Origin of the sequence: Streptomyces sp. NPDC088124 (assembly GCF_040685895.1) — a bacterium.
Classification (GTDB): Bacteria; Actinomycetota; Actinomycetes; order Streptomycetales; family Streptomycetaceae; genus Streptomyces.
Map to the genome: position 1 here is coordinate 16,477 of NZ_JBFBJB010000055.1, position 14,656 is coordinate 31,132.

Consider the following 14,656-nt stretch of genomic DNA (forward strand, 5'->3'; position numbering starts at 1 on the left):
CAGGTCGGAGCGGCCGCCCGGTCTCCCTCCGCGGGATCGGTCGTCCGTCGAACAACAGGCGTCGATATTTGTCGACTTCTGTCTCGATACGAAACTTCAGTCTCACTGTAAACAACGAGGCCAACGAGTTCTGCGAAATTCCTTCCCCTCCTGGCGGACGCCCGTACGCTGATGCACATAGCACCGGTGGGGGCCGGTGCTGATCAGGGGTGGAGACAAGCGGGTGCGACGCCCGGGGTGGGGTATCAGTCAACACGTGGCGGCGGCCGCGTCATTGACGCATCCTCGTACGCCGGGCGCCGTGCCCGCACCGTCCGCTCCCCACCTTGAGGGGGTGTCCATGGTACGTATCCGGGTTCTGGTGGTGGACGACCACCGCATTTTCGCGGAGTCGCTGGCAGCCGCACTCGCGGCCGAGCCGGATGTCGACGTCGCGGCGGCCGGCAGCGGTCCGGCGGCGATGCGCTGTCTCGACCGCGCGGCGGCGGAGGGGCGCACATTCGACGTGATGCTGGTCGATGCCGATCTCGGCGCGGCGACGGGCGGGGTCGTCCCGGCCGGAAGCGGCGCGCGGGCAGGCGGCCTCGCGAACGGCGCGGCGGGCGGCCATCTGAACGGTCACGGGCCCGGCGGGCCCGTCCAGTTGCCTGCGGCGACGGCTCTGCCCGCCCTGCCTGCGCCGGTCGCGCGCGCCGTGCCGGACCACGGGGAGAGCGCGCCCGTCGACGGCATCTCCCTGGTCGCCGGGGTCCGTTCGGGCCAGCCGTCCGTCCGTACGGTCGTACTCGCCGAGAGGGACGACCCGCGCCGCGCCGCACTGGCGCTCCAGGCGGGTGCCTCCGGCTGGGTCGCGAAGGACTGCTCGCTGCAGCGCCTGCTCACGGTCGTCCGGGGGGTCCTGCGCGACGAGACGCATCTGCCGCCCGCGCTGCTCACGGGCGTCCTGCGGGAGCTGACGGCCGCGCGCAAGCACCGTACGGAGAGCGAGCGCCTGGTCGAGTCGCTGACCCCGCGCGAACGCGAGGTGCTGCGCTGCATGGTCGCGGGCCTGGGACGCAAGGCCGTCGCGGAGCGCCTCTTCCTCTCCCCGCACACGGTACGTACGCACATGCAGAACGTGCTGGGGAAGCTGGGCGTGCACTCCACCCTGGCGGCGGTGGCGCTGGCCCGCAGGGCGGGGGTCGGCCCGGTCGACCTGGTGCCGCGCCAGATCACCTCGGCGGGCTGACGAGGCGGGGCGGACCGGGGCGCCGGAGCGCCCGGGCCGGGGCGCCGGAGCGCGTAGGCCCTAGCCGGGGATGTTGTCGAACGGGGCGGTCAACTGGCGGAGCAGCCGCGCCAGTTCGCCCCGTTGCGCGCCGGACAGCTCGGCGAGGATCGCGCGCTCCTGGGCGAGCAGCCCGGCGAGCGCCTGATCCGCGCGGTCCCGCCCCTCGGGCGTGAGCCGGACCAGCACCCCGCGCCGGTCGCTGGGGTCGGGCAACCGCTCGACCAGGCCCTTCTTCGTCAGCCGGTCGATCCGGTTGGTCATGGTGCCCGAGGTGACCAGCGTCTGGGTCAGCAGCTGACCGGGGGAGAGCTGGTACGGGTCGCCGGCGCGGCGCAGCGAGGTCAGCACGTCGAACTCCCACGGCTCCAGGCCGTGCTCGGAGAAGGCGATCCGGCGCGCGCGGTCCAGGTGGCGCGCCAGCCTGCTCACGCGGCTGAGCACCTCCAGCGGCTCCACGTCGAGGTCGGGGCGCTCTCGGCGCCATGCCGCCACCAGTCGGTCGACCTCATCCTCCATGCCGATCAGTGTAGAGGGTCCCTCGACATGAAGTCTCTTGACGTCAAGAGATCTGAGGGTACAGGCTGGAAAAGATCCACCGGGCCCCGTTGCCCCGCCTGTTCGCCTGCCCACTCCGCACCAGTGAGGGAACACAGCCATGCCGTCGCCGTCCTCGTCTCCCGCGCACCCCGTGCCTCCCGCCCCGGCCTGGGACCCGTCCCAGTACCTCAGGCACGCGGGCCACCGCACCCGCCCCTTCCTGGACCTGCTGGCCCGCATCCCCGACCTCCCCGACGGTCCCGGCGGCGTCCCCAGGATCGCCGACCTCGGCTGCGGCGCGGGCAACGTCACCGTGCTCCTCGCCGACCGCTGGCCCACGGCCCGCATCACCGGTTACGACAACTCGCCCGAGATGCTGGCCCGCGCGACCGAGGGGTACGCGGGCCCCACCCCCGGCGGCGGCACCCTGGACTTCCGGCCCGGTGACGCGGCGCACTGGACGCCCGGCGAACCGTACGGCCTGATCGTCTCCAACGCCGCCCTCCAGTGGGTCCCGAACCACCCCGACTCCTTCGCACCCTGGATCGACTCCCTCGCCCCCGGCGGCACCTTCGCCTTCCAGGTCCCCGGCAACTTCACGGCCCCCAGCCACACCCTCCTCGCCGACCTGCGCGCCACCCCCCGCTGGCGGGACCTTCCGGACCTTTCCGCTCCCGGTGTCCGCACCCCCGAGGAGTACCTCACCCGCCTCATGGACCTCGGCTGCGAGACGGACGTCTGGGAGACGACCTACCTCCAGCTCCTCCCCGGCGAGGACCCGGTCCTCGACTGGGTCAAGGGCACCACCCTGCGCCCGGTCCTCACGGCACTCGCCGACGACCCGGCGGCGACCGAGGAGTTCACCACGGCCTACCGGGACCTCCTCCGCGCCGCCTACCCCCCGGGCCCCCACGGCACGGTCTTCCCCTTCCGCCGCATCTTCGCGGTCGCCCGCAAGGCGGAGTGAACCTGCGCCTGGCGGCCTCCGGCGGTCCCCCATTCGGCTGACGCCGCGGATATCCCGCCCATGGCGGGCGGCGCCTGTGTCCACACTGGGGCGGAGGTGCCGCCCGATGACTGCTCCCGCGAGCGAGGTGCCGCAGGCGACGGCTGAGCTGGACGAGTTCCTGTGGCGGACGTGGAAGGCGCTGGAATGCCCCGAGGGCTGCCGGGCCGAGATCATCGAGGGATCCATCGAGGTCTCACCGACCGGTCACCGCCGCCATGCGGTCCTCGCCAACCGTCTCTGGCGAGCACTGAATGCTTATCTGAAGGGCGGCGTCTTCGCCCCGTACCAGGGCATCGACATCCTGCACCGCCGGAAGGCATGGCGCCCGGACCTCGTCGTGGCGCCGCTGGACCTGGACGAGATCCCCGACGAGGAGGAGGATCTCGGCGTGAACGCGGCGGGCGTCGCCCTGGTGGTCGAGGTCGTCTCCCCCGGGCACCAGAACACCGCCCGCGACCGGGACCGCAAGCGCCGCGAGTACGCGCGCGCGGGCATCCCGCTCTACGTACTCATCGACGACCACGACAGCGACGGAACGGTGGTCATCCTGACGGCCCCCAACCCCGGGAAGGCCACCTACGCCGACGAGCACCGCGTCCCCTACGGCACGGACGCGATCATCCCGGACGGCCCCGCCAAGGGCTTCGCCATCGGCGAGGAGATCACCCGCCTGTGACCCCGCTGGGCCTTCGGGGGGATCACCCCTCCGCCGCGTGCCCCGGTAGCCCGGGCAGCCCGAGCCGCAGTCCCCTGCTCTCGGCGATGAGCAGCACCTCGCGGAGGGCGTCCGTGAGGTCGACGGCCAGCGACTCGGGCTCCGTGGCCACCCTCTTGTCCCACCCGGGCCCGGCGAGCACATCCAGCGCGTGCGTGTGCAGCCGGTCGGCCATCTGGAGCTGAGCGGTCTCGATCCGGTCGGCCAACTGGGATACGCGTCCGGTGCCGCCCGAGGCGAGGTGAGTGGCCACTCGAACTTGCCGGACGGCGCTGCACAACGTCCGCCTACTCTCCAGGCGTTGACACTCGTGATTTCGAGAAAGGCGGCGAGGATGACGGCGACCCTGACCGGACCAGCAGGTCGCATGCAGATCGCACGAGGACTGATCGCCCTGCGTGAGCGCTGCGGGTTGACGCAAGCGCATGTCGCGGAGCGGGCCGGAGTCAGCAAGGCGACGGTCAGCAGGTACGAGACGTGGCAGGACCGTGCGCGCATTCGCTGGGCGACCGTTCGCGCGATCGCGGACGCTTGCGACGCCTCCTCAGCTGAGCGGGACGCTCTGATAGCCCTCGCGAAATCGCAGGCGGACGGCTGGTGGGTGGGCAACGGCGCCGTGCCTGAATGGATGGATCCCCTGGTCTCGTTCGAGCAGGAAGCCCAGTACGAGAACCTGTACGCGAGCACGGTGATCCCAGGGCTGTTGCAGACCAGGGAGTACGCGTTGGCGGTTCATCAGGCTCGTGAAGTCCGCAGCTCCAACGACGAGATCGACCGCATGGTCGAGGCTCGGATGCAGCGGCAGCTCGTTCTCCGGCGAGCGGCTCCGCTGCACCTGTGGGCGGTATTGGACGAGGCCGTCCTTCGCCGGACTGTCGGAGACGACGCTGTGATGGAGCGCCAACTGACGCACCTCCAGGAAGTTGCCGAGAACCCTTTCGTGGACATCCAGATCCTGCCGTTCCGTGCGGGGGCGCATGCCGCCGGGGCAGGCAACTTCGTGATCCTGGGCCGGGATGACGAACGGAGTCCGCTCAACTCGATGGCCGTGGTCTACATCGAGTTGCGCCGACGCGGTCTCTACCTCGATGACGCCGAGGACGTCAGTGCCTACAAGTTGACATTCGACTACCTTCGTTCTCAGGCGGCCGACACGTCCCCGTCGTTGAGGCTGCTCGCCGAAGCGAGACAGGAGCTGTCCTCATGAGTGATCGCGTGATTTCCGTAGGCGGACCCAGCGAGACGCTGTGGTTCAAGAGCAGTTACAGCGGCGGCGAAGGAAACGAATGCGTGGAGGTCGCGGACCTCCCCACCGCCGTCGCGATACGCGATTCGAAGCTGCCCCAAGGCCCCGTACTGGCCCTCCCCGCCCGCACCTTCACCGCTTTCCTGGTCGGCGTCAAGGCCGGCAGCCTGGACCGTACAGCCTGACTCTGTGCTTCCGGGCCGGGGGCCGGGTTCGCCACAGGTTGCGCAAGTCCTCGCCGGTGGCCGCGTTGCGTCGCGGGTTGTCGAGCAGGCCGAGCTGTCCGGTCCTCGGAGGTGCGCCCACATGCTATGACGCAGAGAACGTGCGGGCTGCACGGGTGATGACGGAGTGGACGTCGGCGCCGTAGACGGCGGACTCTCGTAGCATTTCCCACGCCCTGGTGTATGTGGCGATTGCGTCGGTACTGTCCAGCCACAGCTGTGCATGCCAGTCCTCGACGACGGCGAGCCGGTCGTCATAGATCCAGAAACCGTTGGACGGCGGAATCCTCAGCACCGCGCCGAACGGGACGACACCGAGTTCAACTGTGTCCATGCCAACCACGCCGGTCAGCCTGTCGAGCTGTGTGGAAAGTGTTGAGGCCGGGCAGACCAAGGCGTACAGGGCGGCCTCCCAGACAATGATGCGATATTTCTTCCCGGCCTCGTACAGTCCTGCTTGCCTCTTTATCCGAGCGCGAACCGCTGCTTCGGTGTCGCGCGGTGACCTTATGAGTTCGGAGTACCGGGTGAAAATATGCCGCGCGTACTCGGGGGTCTGGAGGATGCCCGGGATCGCTGAGTTCTCCCACACTCGGAAGGTGGCGGTGCGAGCGTGTTCGGCATTCATGGCGTCCTGCACAGCCTTGTGCCCGGACGCAAGCTGTCGACGCCATGACCGCACGTGAGACTCAAGCCCTCGCAGACGGTTGTGCAGGTCCTCAAGGGCATCGGGGTGACCGGTTGCTTCCGTCCACTGACGCAAATCGTCGGCTGTGGCGGTCTGTCGGCCGGTTTCCAATTTGCTTACCTTGGACTGTGTCCAGCCAAGTCGGACAGCGAGTGCCGACCCGGTGAGCCGGCCCCCCGGGCTGGACTTCCTGGACGGGCTGGCGGGCGGCATGGTCGCGGTGTCGATCAACACCGCCATCGGCCAGACGTATCCCCAGCGTCTGCGGCCCCGTGTACTCGCCCTGATGAGCACCTGCTGGATCGTTCCGTCGCTGGTCGGGCCCCCGCTGGCCGGACTGGTCGCCGAGTGGTGGTCCTGGCGCGTGGTGTTTCTCGGCCTGGCCGCGCTCACCGCACTGCCCGCGCTGGCCGTGGTCGCCGTACTGCGCGGCCCCGCGTGGGCGACGGGGACCGGGACCGCGACCGGCACGGGGACCGGGGCTTCGGGCGGCCGGGTGCCGTGCCCCGCGGTGGCGGTCGCGACGGCGGTGAGTCTGGGGGCGGCGCTGGGGCAGTACGGGGTGTCGGGGTGGGACGCGGCACATCTGCCCTTCGCGGCGGGCGGATTCGCGCTGCTGGCTGCGTTCGCGTACAGGCTGCTGCCGTCGGGGACCTGGCGCGCGGTGCGCGGGCTGCCTGCCACGGTGCTGCTCTGTGCTTTGGGCTCAGGAGTCTTCTTCACCCTGGAGGCCTACGTACCCCTGCTGCTCGTCACCGAGCGGGGCGCGCCTCCCTGGGTGATCGGCTTGGCCTTCACCGGGGCCGCGATCGCCTGGGCCGGATCCTCCTGGGTGCAGGGCCGACTGCTGGCGCACCGGCCGCGCCACCACCTGGTCGCGGCCGGTGCGCTGGTGCAGGCCGGGGCGGTCGGGCTCGCCGTCTGCGGGACGCTTCCCGGGACGCCCGCGTACGCCGCCGCGCCGGCCATGGTCGTCGCGGCTGTTGGTATGGGCCTGTACGCCCCCTCCCTCACCGTGCTCTCGCTGGCCCACGCCCCGCCCGGCCGGCAGGGCTACGCCAGCGGCGCGATGCAGACGACGCAGAACCTGGGGCAGACGACCGTACTGGCCCTCGCCTCCGCCGTCCTCAACGCCGCCCTGGCCACGGGCGCGCCCGACGCCGTCGGCTACGGCTCCGCCTTCGCGCTGCTGCTCGCACCGTGCGCTCTCGCGGCCCTGCTCGCCACCCGTACCGCACTGCCCGCTCCACGGTGAAGCGGCGGAAGCCGGGCGTGTGGTGTGCTCAGAGCGCGTCCAGCGCCTCTCCCGTGATGTCGATGTCGACGGTGAACGGGACGCCGGTCTTGAGACGGTCATGATGGATCCCCGTCAGCGCGTACGACTTCGTCACCGGGTCCAGCTCGTAGACCCGTACGACCGGGTGCTCGTCCGCACCGGCCATCTCCACCAGCCAAAAGTGCTGGATACCGGCGGCTGCGTACTTCTGCGGCTTGCTTTCATGGTCACGGGCCTCGGAGTCCGGCGAGACGACCTCCACGGCCAGTAGGACGTCGGCTGCCTGGAAGCGGGTCACGCTGCGGCTCGTCACCGCCTCGGCGCGAACGACGGACACGTCGGGTTCCGGACCGTTACGGCGATCCAGTACCACTGTCATTTCGCGACGCACCTTCACCTCCGCCGGCGCGGTGCGACGCAGGCCGGTCACCAACATGTCGATGACAATGGTGTGGAAATCGCGCTGCGGACTCGCGAAGACAAGGATCCCGTCGATCAACTCGGTGTGAGGCGGGAGTCCCGGCAGGGTGAACAGATCGTCCACGGTGTAGCCGTCCTGAGGGGGCACAGGCCACTGGTGTGCGGCCTTGACCGGCTCGGCGGTCATGATTCCTCCCATGGACGGAATAATGGTCCTCTTTTTCCACCGTAGCGGCGCAGTCGGATTGATGTCATCACAATGAGTGACCGCTCCGGTAAGGCTGACACCAACGGCGGTTCCGCGCCCTTCCTGCGTCCCCGCCCCGCCGAGCCCCGCTCCGCCCCCGCTCAGATCTTTCGCCTGCCTATCAGCTTCGGCTTCGGCTCCAGGTTCTCCAGGCCGTGCCACGCCAGGTTCACCAGGTGCGCCGCCACCTCCGACTTCTTCGGGCGGCGCGCGTCCACCCACCACTGGCCCGTCAGGGCCACCATGCCGACCAGGGCCTGCGCGTACAGCGGGGCCAGCTTCGGGTCGAAGCGGCGGTTCTTGAACTCCGTGCCGAGGATGTCCTCGACCTGCGTGGCGATGTCGCTGATCAGCGACGCGAACGTGCCCGTCGACTGGGCGACCGGCGAGTCGCGGACCAGGATGCGGAAGCCGTCCGTGTACGTCTCGATGTAGTCGAGCAGCGCGAACGCCGCCTGCTCCAGCAGCTCCCGCGGATGGCCGGCGGTCAGGGCGCTCGTGACCATGTCCAGGAGCTGGCGCATCTCGCGGTCCACGACCACCGCGTACAGGCCCTCCTTGCCGCCGAAGTGCTCGTACACGACGGGCTTGGAGACCCCGGCCTTCGCCGCGATCTCCTCCACCGACGTCGCCTCGAAGCCCTTCTCCGCGAAGACCGTCCGGCCGATGTCGAGAAGCTGCTCGCGCCGTTCCGCTCCGGTCATCCGGACCCGGCGGGTCCGCCGGCCCGTCGCGGGACGGGACTTCTCCGTGCTGGACTGCTTGCTCGTACCGCCGTCGATCGCCACGGTGCCCATCATGCCTTGGCGGGTGCGCTCTTGCGCCGGGAGTCCAGACGCGAGGCGCTCGGCCAGCGGGCGTCGCTCGCCCAGCCCAGCATCTCGAACCAGCGGATCAGCCGCGCGCTCGAATCGAGCTGCCCCCGCTCCACGCCGTGCCGGGCGCTCGTCGGGTCCGCGTGGTGCAGGTTGTGCCAGGACTCACCGCAGGACAGCACCGCCAGCCACCACACGTTGCCCGAGCGGTCCCGCGACTTGAAAGGCCGCTTGCCGACCGCGTGGCAGATCGAGTTGATCGACCATGTGACGTGGTGCAGCAGCGCCACCCGCACCAGCGATCCCCAGAAGAACGCGGTGAACGCGCCCCACCAGGACATCGTCACCAGGCCGCCCACCAGCGGCGGCACCAGCAGCGAGACAGCCGTCCACAGCCCGAACTGACGTGACACCGCCCGGATCACCGGATCCTTGATCAGATCAGGGGCGTACTTCTGCTGCGACGTCTGCTCCTCGTCGAACAGCCAGCCGATGTGGGCCCACCACAGCCCCTTCAGCAGCGCGGGCAGCGTCTCGCCGAACCGCCACGGCGAGTGCGGGTCGCCCTCCGCGTCGGAGAACTTGTGATGCTTACGGTGGTCCGCCACCCAGCGGACCAGCGGCCCCTCCACGGCCAGCGACCCCGCCACCGCGAGCACGATCCGCAGCGGACGCTTCGCCTTGAACGCGCCGTGGGTGAAGTAACGGTGATAGCCGATCGTCACGCCATGGCAGCCGATGTAGTACATCGCCACCATCAGGCCCAGATCCAGCCAGCTCACACCACCCCACGACCAGGCCAGCGGCACCGCCGCCAGCAGGGCCAGGAACGGCACCACGATGAAGAGCAGCAGCGCGAACTGCTCAAGAGAGCCCTTGCTCTCCCCGCCGATCGTGGCGGAAGGTAGTGGAGTGGATCCGGAGGGTGACGGCTGAGGGGAATCGTTCATCACGTCGGGAGGCGTGGACATGGGGATCCCTGGGGTGAGGTGGGGAGGCGGGGAGGTAGGGGGTGAGGGTGGGGAGGTGGGGGGTGCGGGGTGATGGTGGGGGGAAATCGGACAGAAGCCCGGATACAGGTGCGTAACCTACGGCAACGTAAGTATGGCAGTGCCGAACCACGAGGCAAGAGGGCTGTGGATAACGTCAGGCGAAGGCCACCTATCCTTGGACCGTCGGACAGCGCGGTCCGCAAAGTCTCCAGAACCCCTCCAGACGTGCTCAAACACTGCAAGGAGCCGCACCTGTGAGCAGTGCCGACCAGACCCCATCCGCCAGCGCGGAGCTCCGCTCAGACATCCGCCGTCTTGGTGACCTCCTGGGCGAAACCCTCGTACGGCAGGAAGGCCCGGAGCTCCTTGAGCTCGTCGAACGGGTCCGTGCCCTCACGCGCGAGAACGGCGAAGCCGCCGCCGAGCTTCTCGGGGACACCGATCTGGAAACCGCGGGCAAGCTGGTCCGCGCCTTCTCCACCTACTTCCATCTCGCCAACGTCACCGAGCAGGTCCACCGCGGCCGCGAGCTGCGCGAGCGCCGCGCCGCCGAGGGCGGCCTCCTCTCCCGCACCGCCGACCGGCTCAAGGACGCCGACCCCGAGCACCTGCGCGAGACCGTCAAGAACCTCAACGTACGGCCCGTCTTCACCGCGCACCCCACCGAAGCCGCCCGCCGCTCCGTACTCAACAAGCTCCGCCGCATCGCCGAGCTCCTCGACGCCCCCACCCTCGCCTCCGACCGGCGCCGCCACGACCTGCGGCTCGCCGAGTCCATCGACCTGATCTGGCAGACCGACGAGCTGCGCGTCGTACGGCCCGAACCCGCCGACGAAGCCCGCAACGCCATTTACTACCTGGACGAACTGCACGTCGGCGCCGTCGGCGACGTACTCGAAGACCTCGTCGCCGAACTCGAACGCGTCGGCGTCGAGCTGCCCCCCGGCACCCGCCCCCTCACCTTCGGCACCTGGATCGGCGGCGACCGCGACGGCAACCCCAACGTCACCCCCGAGGTCACCCGCGAAGTCCTGATCCTCCAGCACGAGCACGGCATCACCGACGCCCTCGAACTCGTCGACCAGCTCCGCGGCCAGCTCTCCAACTCCATCCGCTACACCGGCGCCACCGACGAGCTCCTCGACTCCCTCCAGAACGACCTCGTCCGGCTCCCCGAGATCAGCCCCCGCTACAAGCGCCTCAACGCCGAAGAGCCCTACCGCCTCAAGGCCACCTGCATCCGGCAGAAGCTCGTCAACACCCGCGAGCGCCTCGCCAGGAACATCCCCCACGAGAACGGCCGCGACTACCTCGGCACCGCCGAACTCCTCGACGACCTCACCCTCATCCAGACCTCCCTGCGCGAACACCGCGGCGGCCTCTTCGCCGACGGCCGCATGGACCGCACCATCCGCACCCTCGCCGCCTTCGGCCTCCAGCTCGCCACCATGGACGTACGGGAACACGCCGACGCCCACCACCACGCGCTCGGCCAGCTCTTCGACCGCCTCGGCGAGGAATCCTGGCGCTATGTCGACATGCCGCGCGAATACCGGCAGAAGCTCCTCGCCAAGGAACTCCGCTCCCGCCGCCCCCTCGCCCCCACCCCGGCCCCGCTCGACGCCGCCGGCGAGAAGACCCTCGGCGTCTTCCACACCGTCCGCCAGGCATTCGAACGCTTCGGACCCGAAGTCATCGAGTCCTACATCATCTCCATGTGCCAGGGCGCCGACGACGTCTTCGCCGCCGCCGTCCTCGCCCGTGAGGCTGGACTCCTCGACCTCCACGGCGGCTGGGCCAAGATCGGCATCGTGCCGCTCCTCGAAACCACCGACGAGCTGCGCGCCGCCGACGTCATCCTCGACGAGATGCTCGCCGACCCCTCCTACCGGCGCCTCGTCTCCCTGCGCGGCGACGTCCAGGAGGTCATGCTCGGCTACTCCGACTCCTCCAAGTTCGGCGGCATCACCACCTCCCAGTGGGAGATCCACCGCGCCCAGCGCCGCCTCCGCGACGTCGCCCACCGGCACGGCGTACGGCTGCGCCTCTTCCACGGCCGCGGCGGCACCGTCGGCCGCGGCGGCGGCCCCTCCCACGACGCGATCCTCGCCCAGCCCTGGGGCACCCTCGAAGGCGAGATCAAGGTCACCGAACAGGGCGAGGTCATCTCCGACAAGTACCTCATCCCCTCCCTCGCCAGGGAAAACCTGGAACTGACCGTCGCCGCCACCCTCCAGGCATCCGCCCTGCACACCGCGCCCCGCCAGTCCGACGAAGCCCTGGCCCGCTGGGACTCCGCCATGGACATCGTCTCGGACGCCGCGCACGGCGCGTACCGCACCCTCGTCGAGGACCCCGACCTCCCCGCCTACTTCTTCGCCTCCACCCCCGTCGACCAGCTCGCAGACCTCCACCTCGGCTCCCGCCCCTCCCGGCGGCCCGACTCCGGCGCCGGCCTCGACGGCCTGCGCGCCATCCCGTGGGTCTTCGGCTGGACCCAGTCACGGCAGATCGTGCCCGGCTGGTTCGGCGTCGGCTCCGGCCTCAAGGCGCTGCGCGCGGCCGGCCCCGACACCGTCCTCGACGAGATGCACGAACACTGGCACTTCTTCCGGAACTTCCTCTCGAACGTCGAGATGACGCTCGCCAAGACCGACCTCCGGATCGCCCGCCACTACGTCGACACCCTCGTCCCCGACCACCTCAAGCACGTCTACGACGCGATCGAGGCCGAACACGCCCTCACCGTCCAGGAAGTCCTCCGTATCACCGGCGGCGAGAAGCTCCTCGACTCCAACCCGGTGCTCCAGCAGACGTTCGCCATCCGCGACGCCTACCTCGACCCGATCTCCTACCTCCAGGTCTCGCTGCTGGCCCGCCAGCGCGCCGCCGCCGAGCAGGGCGCGCCGCCGGACCCGCTGCTGGGCCGGGCCCTGCTGCTCACGGTCAACGGGGTCGCGGCGGGACTCCGCAACACCGGCTGACACAGCCGTTCACGCGGGCCGACATACGACTGCCCCTGTGCCGGATCCCAGGGATCCGGCACAGGGGCAGTCCCGTAGGGCCCGGCGTGGGGGGTCCGTACCCGTACGGCCCCGGCTCCTCACAGCGCGAAGAACGTCGCCACCAGCAGCACCCCGCCCGCCACCGCCGCGCCCCACGCCGTACGCGTCAGCCGCAGCCCGCCCCCGATCACCAGCGACGCCAGCAGCAGCGCACCGCCCAGCGGCACCCACGCGTACAGCAGCCCCGCCGTGCCCGTACGCACCAGCTCGTCCGTCCCGGGCTTCACCACCACCGGGAACCGGTCACCCTTCCGTACGGCGACGGACTCCTCGATCGTCATCCGCCCCGGCTCACCGCCGGGCCCGTCCGCCTCGTACCGCCCCGAACAGACGCCGTCCCCGCATCCGGTCACCGTCAGGGTCCCGTGCTCCCGGCCCTTGGAGAGCACCACGTGCTGCGCGTCGCTCCACGACGTCCACACGCCCGCCACCAGCAGCAGCAGGACGACAGCGCCCATCGCCACCCGGTGGCCGAACGTGACGATACGGGCGGACGCGACGGACGCTGTGGGCTTCCGCTTCTGGCTCATAGGGCGGGATCCTTGGCCATGGGAACGCGCCCGGTCAAACCACGGGCGCCGAAAAGCCCGGCAATGCGGAGGCTTGTCAGGAGTTGTACGTGCTCTGCGCGCGCTCCAGCCCGTCCATCACCAGAGCCTCCACCGCGTCCGCCGCCCGGTCGACGAAGTACGCCAGCTCCTTGCGCTCCACCGACGAGAAGTCCTTCAGCACGAAATCCGCCACCTGCATCCGCCCCGGCGGCCGGCCGATCCCGAACCGCACCCGGTGGTAGTCCGGCCCCATCGCCTTCGTCATCGACTTCAGCCCGTTGTGCCCGTTGTCCCCGCCGCCCAGCTTCAGCCGCAGCACCCCGTAGTCGATGTCCAGCTCGTCATGGACCGCCACGATGCGCGCCGTCTCCACCTTGTAGAAATCCCGCAGCGCCGTCACCGGACCGCCCGAGAGATTCATGTACGACGCCGGCTTGGCCAGCACCACCCGCCGGCCCGCCGGACCGGGACCGCCGAGCCGGCCCTCCACCACCTGGGCCTGCGCCTTCTGCGCCCGCCGGTACGAACCGCCGATGCGCTCCGCCAGCAGATCGGCCACCATGAACCCGACATTGTGCCGGTTGGCCGCATAACCGGGCCCGGGGTTCCCCAGACCCACGATCAGCCAGGGGGCGTTGGCATCCGTGGTCATCCGCGCCGTCTCTCCTCGCGCACTCGTACAGCAGGGCTCATACAGCAGGGTTCGTACAACAGGCTCGTACAGCAGGGTCCGTACAACAGGCCGTGGATACAGCGAACGGGGTGGCCGGCCCGGCAGGCCCGCCACCCCGTGAAACCGTCCGGAGGATCAGCCCTCGGAACCCTCGGCCGCCTCGGCCTCGCCCGCGGCCGGCTCCTCGGCCTGCGCGGCCAGGACCTGGATGACCACCGCGTCCTCGTCCGTCACCAGCGTCGTGCCGGACGGCAGCGTGACATCCTTCGCCAGGACCGACGCACCGGCGTCCAGACCCTCGATGGAAACCGTCACGGCCTCCGGGATGTGCGTGGCCTCGGCCTCGACGGTCAGCGTGGTGAGAACGTTCTCCAGCAGGTTCGCACCCGGCGCCAGGTCACCCTCGGTGTGCACCGCGACCTCGACCGTGACCTTCTCGCCGCGCTTCACCGCGAGCAGGTCGACGTGCTCGATGTCGCCCCTGAGCGCGTTGCGCTGCACGGCCTTCGGGATGACCAGCTCGCTGCGGCCCTCGACATCCAGGCTGATCAGCGCGTTCGCCGTCTTCAGCGCCATCATCAGCTCGTGGCCCGGGAGGGTCACGTGGACGGTGTCCGCGCCGTGGCCGTAGATGACCGCGGGAACCTTGCCGGCGACACGCGTACGGCGGGCCACACCCTTGCCGAACTCGGTACGGATCTCGGCGCTGATCTTCACTTCAGCCATGGCTGACGCACTCCTCGTAAGTTACGCGGGATAAACGCGGGACGTCACCCGGCCACAACGGGCCTGCTACGAAGAGCGCGTCGATAACGGACCAGCCGCACACCAGTGCGGCCTCCCTCGCCGAGCAACCCTATGAGTCTACCCGGCGGGGAGGCCGCCCCAGAAATCGATCTTTCAGCAGGCCACCGGCTTCAGCGGCCCG

At 70.0% G+C, this 14,656-nt stretch carries 16 protein-coding genes; 7 read left to right on the forward strand and 9 right to left on the reverse strand.

Annotated elements, in window-relative coordinates; genetic code table 11:
- The first annotated feature begins 340 nt into the window (after positions 1 to 340).
- Entirely contained in the window at positions 341 to 1,228 is an 888-nt protein-coding gene (locus AB0P17_RS33665; RefSeq protein WP_365817079.1) for a response regulator transcription factor, read from the forward strand.
- Between the two features lie 60 nt (positions 1,229 to 1,288).
- On the opposite strand, the gene AB0P17_RS33670 is transcribed toward AB0P17_RS33665, so the two are convergent.
- Positions 1,289 to 1,786, reverse strand: a complete 498-nt coding sequence (locus AB0P17_RS33670; RefSeq protein ID WP_365817014.1) for a MarR family transcriptional regulator — start codon at positions 1,784 to 1,786, stop codon at positions 1,289 to 1,291.
- A 139-nt stretch (positions 1,787 to 1,925) separates the two neighbouring features.
- Here AB0P17_RS33670 and AB0P17_RS33675 point away from each other — a divergent pair, with 139 nt between their 5' ends.
- Positions 1,926 to 2,774, forward strand: coding sequence for a trans-aconitate 2-methyltransferase (locus AB0P17_RS33675; protein WP_365817016.1), 849 nt, complete (start codon positions 1,926 to 1,928; stop codon positions 2,772 to 2,774).
- A gap of 106 nt (positions 2,775 to 2,880) precedes the next feature.
- The gene (locus tag AB0P17_RS33680; RefSeq protein WP_365817018.1) at positions 2,881 to 3,492 is read left to right on the forward strand and encodes a Uma2 family endonuclease; all 612 of its coding nucleotides are present in this window, start codon (positions 2,881 to 2,883) and stop codon (positions 3,490 to 3,492) included.
- 22 nt (positions 3,493 to 3,514) lie between these two features.
- Here the strand turns inward: AB0P17_RS33680 and AB0P17_RS33685 are convergent, their stop codons facing one another.
- Positions 3,515 to 3,784, reverse strand: a complete 270-nt coding sequence (locus AB0P17_RS33685) for a hypothetical protein (RefSeq protein WP_365817020.1) — start codon at positions 3,782 to 3,784, stop codon at positions 3,515 to 3,517.
- Positions 3,785 to 3,865: 81 nt separating this feature from the next.
- On the opposite strand from AB0P17_RS33685, the gene AB0P17_RS33690 reads away from it, so the two are divergent.
- Both AB0P17_RS33690 and AB0P17_RS33695 read left to right on the forward strand, forming a co-directional pair.
- A complete protein-coding gene (locus tag AB0P17_RS33690; RefSeq protein WP_365817022.1) occupies positions 3,866 to 4,738 on the forward strand; it encodes a helix-turn-helix transcriptional regulator in 873 nt (290 codons plus the stop codon).
- Positions 4,735 to 4,962, forward strand: a complete 228-nt coding sequence (locus tag AB0P17_RS33695; RefSeq protein WP_365817024.1) for a DUF397 domain-containing protein — start codon at positions 4,735 to 4,737, stop codon at positions 4,960 to 4,962. The genes AB0P17_RS33690 and AB0P17_RS33695 overlap by 4 nt, the downstream gene beginning before the upstream one ends.
- A 124-nt stretch (positions 4,963 to 5,086) precedes the next feature.
- Here AB0P17_RS33695 and AB0P17_RS33700 read toward each other — a convergent pair whose 3' ends face one another.
- Positions 5,087 to 5,929, reverse strand: a complete 843-nt coding sequence (locus AB0P17_RS33700) for a helix-turn-helix transcriptional regulator (RefSeq protein WP_365817026.1) — start codon at positions 5,927 to 5,929, stop codon at positions 5,087 to 5,089.
- Between AB0P17_RS33700 and AB0P17_RS33705 the strand changes: the two genes are divergently transcribed.
- Complete coding sequence (locus AB0P17_RS33705) at positions 5,853 to 6,944, forward strand: MFS transporter (RefSeq protein WP_365817028.1); 1,092 nt, start codon at positions 5,853 to 5,855, stop codon at positions 6,942 to 6,944. The genes AB0P17_RS33700 and AB0P17_RS33705 overlap by 77 nt on opposite strands.
- A 28-nt stretch (positions 6,945 to 6,972) precedes the next feature.
- Here the strand turns inward: AB0P17_RS33705 and AB0P17_RS33710 are convergent, their stop codons facing one another.
- The 3 genes from AB0P17_RS33710 to AB0P17_RS33720 all read right to left on the reverse strand — a co-directional run bounded on the left by AB0P17_RS33710 (position 6,973) and on the right by AB0P17_RS33720 (position 9,418).
- Positions 6,973 to 7,572 (reverse strand): Uma2 family endonuclease, encoded by a 600-nt coding sequence (locus AB0P17_RS33710; RefSeq protein ID WP_365817030.1) that lies wholly within the window; start codon positions 7,570 to 7,572, stop codon positions 6,973 to 6,975.
- Between the two features lie 161 nt (positions 7,573 to 7,733).
- Positions 7,734 to 8,429 (reverse strand): TetR/AcrR family transcriptional regulator, encoded by a 696-nt coding sequence (locus AB0P17_RS33715; RefSeq protein ID WP_365817081.1) that lies wholly within the window; start codon positions 8,427 to 8,429, stop codon positions 7,734 to 7,736.
- Positions 8,429 to 9,418 (reverse strand): fatty acid desaturase, encoded by a 990-nt coding sequence (locus AB0P17_RS33720; RefSeq protein WP_365817032.1) that lies wholly within the window; start codon positions 9,416 to 9,418, stop codon positions 8,429 to 8,431. Before AB0P17_RS33720 ends, AB0P17_RS33715 begins: the two co-directional genes overlap by 1 nt.
- 275 nt (positions 9,419 to 9,693) lie before the next feature.
- Between AB0P17_RS33720 and ppc the strand changes: the two genes are divergently transcribed.
- A complete protein-coding gene (gene ppc / locus AB0P17_RS33725) occupies positions 9,694 to 12,423 on the forward strand; it encodes a phosphoenolpyruvate carboxylase (RefSeq protein WP_365817034.1) in 2,730 nt (909 codons plus the stop codon).
- A gap of 119 nt (positions 12,424 to 12,542) precedes the next feature.
- Here the strand turns inward: ppc and AB0P17_RS33730 are convergent, their stop codons facing one another.
- From AB0P17_RS33730 to AB0P17_RS33740, 3 genes are all read right to left on the reverse strand, one after another.
- Positions 12,543 to 12,962, reverse strand: coding sequence for a hypothetical protein (locus tag AB0P17_RS33730; protein ID WP_365817084.1), 420 nt, complete (start codon positions 12,960 to 12,962; stop codon positions 12,543 to 12,545).
- A 148-nt stretch (positions 12,963 to 13,110) separates the two neighbouring features.
- Positions 13,111 to 13,707 carry an aminoacyl-tRNA hydrolase gene (gene pth, locus AB0P17_RS33735; RefSeq protein ID WP_365817036.1) on the reverse strand — a complete coding sequence of 199 codons (597 nt, stop codon included), beginning with the start codon at positions 13,705 to 13,707 and terminating at the stop codon, positions 13,111 to 13,113.
- Between the two features lie 156 nt (positions 13,708 to 13,863).
- Positions 13,864 to 14,454: a 50S ribosomal protein L25/general stress protein Ctc gene (locus tag AB0P17_RS33740; protein ID WP_365817038.1), complete on the reverse strand. Its 591-nt coding sequence runs from the start codon at positions 14,452 to 14,454 to the stop codon at positions 13,864 to 13,866.
- Between the last annotated feature and the right edge of the window lie 202 nt (positions 14,455 to 14,656).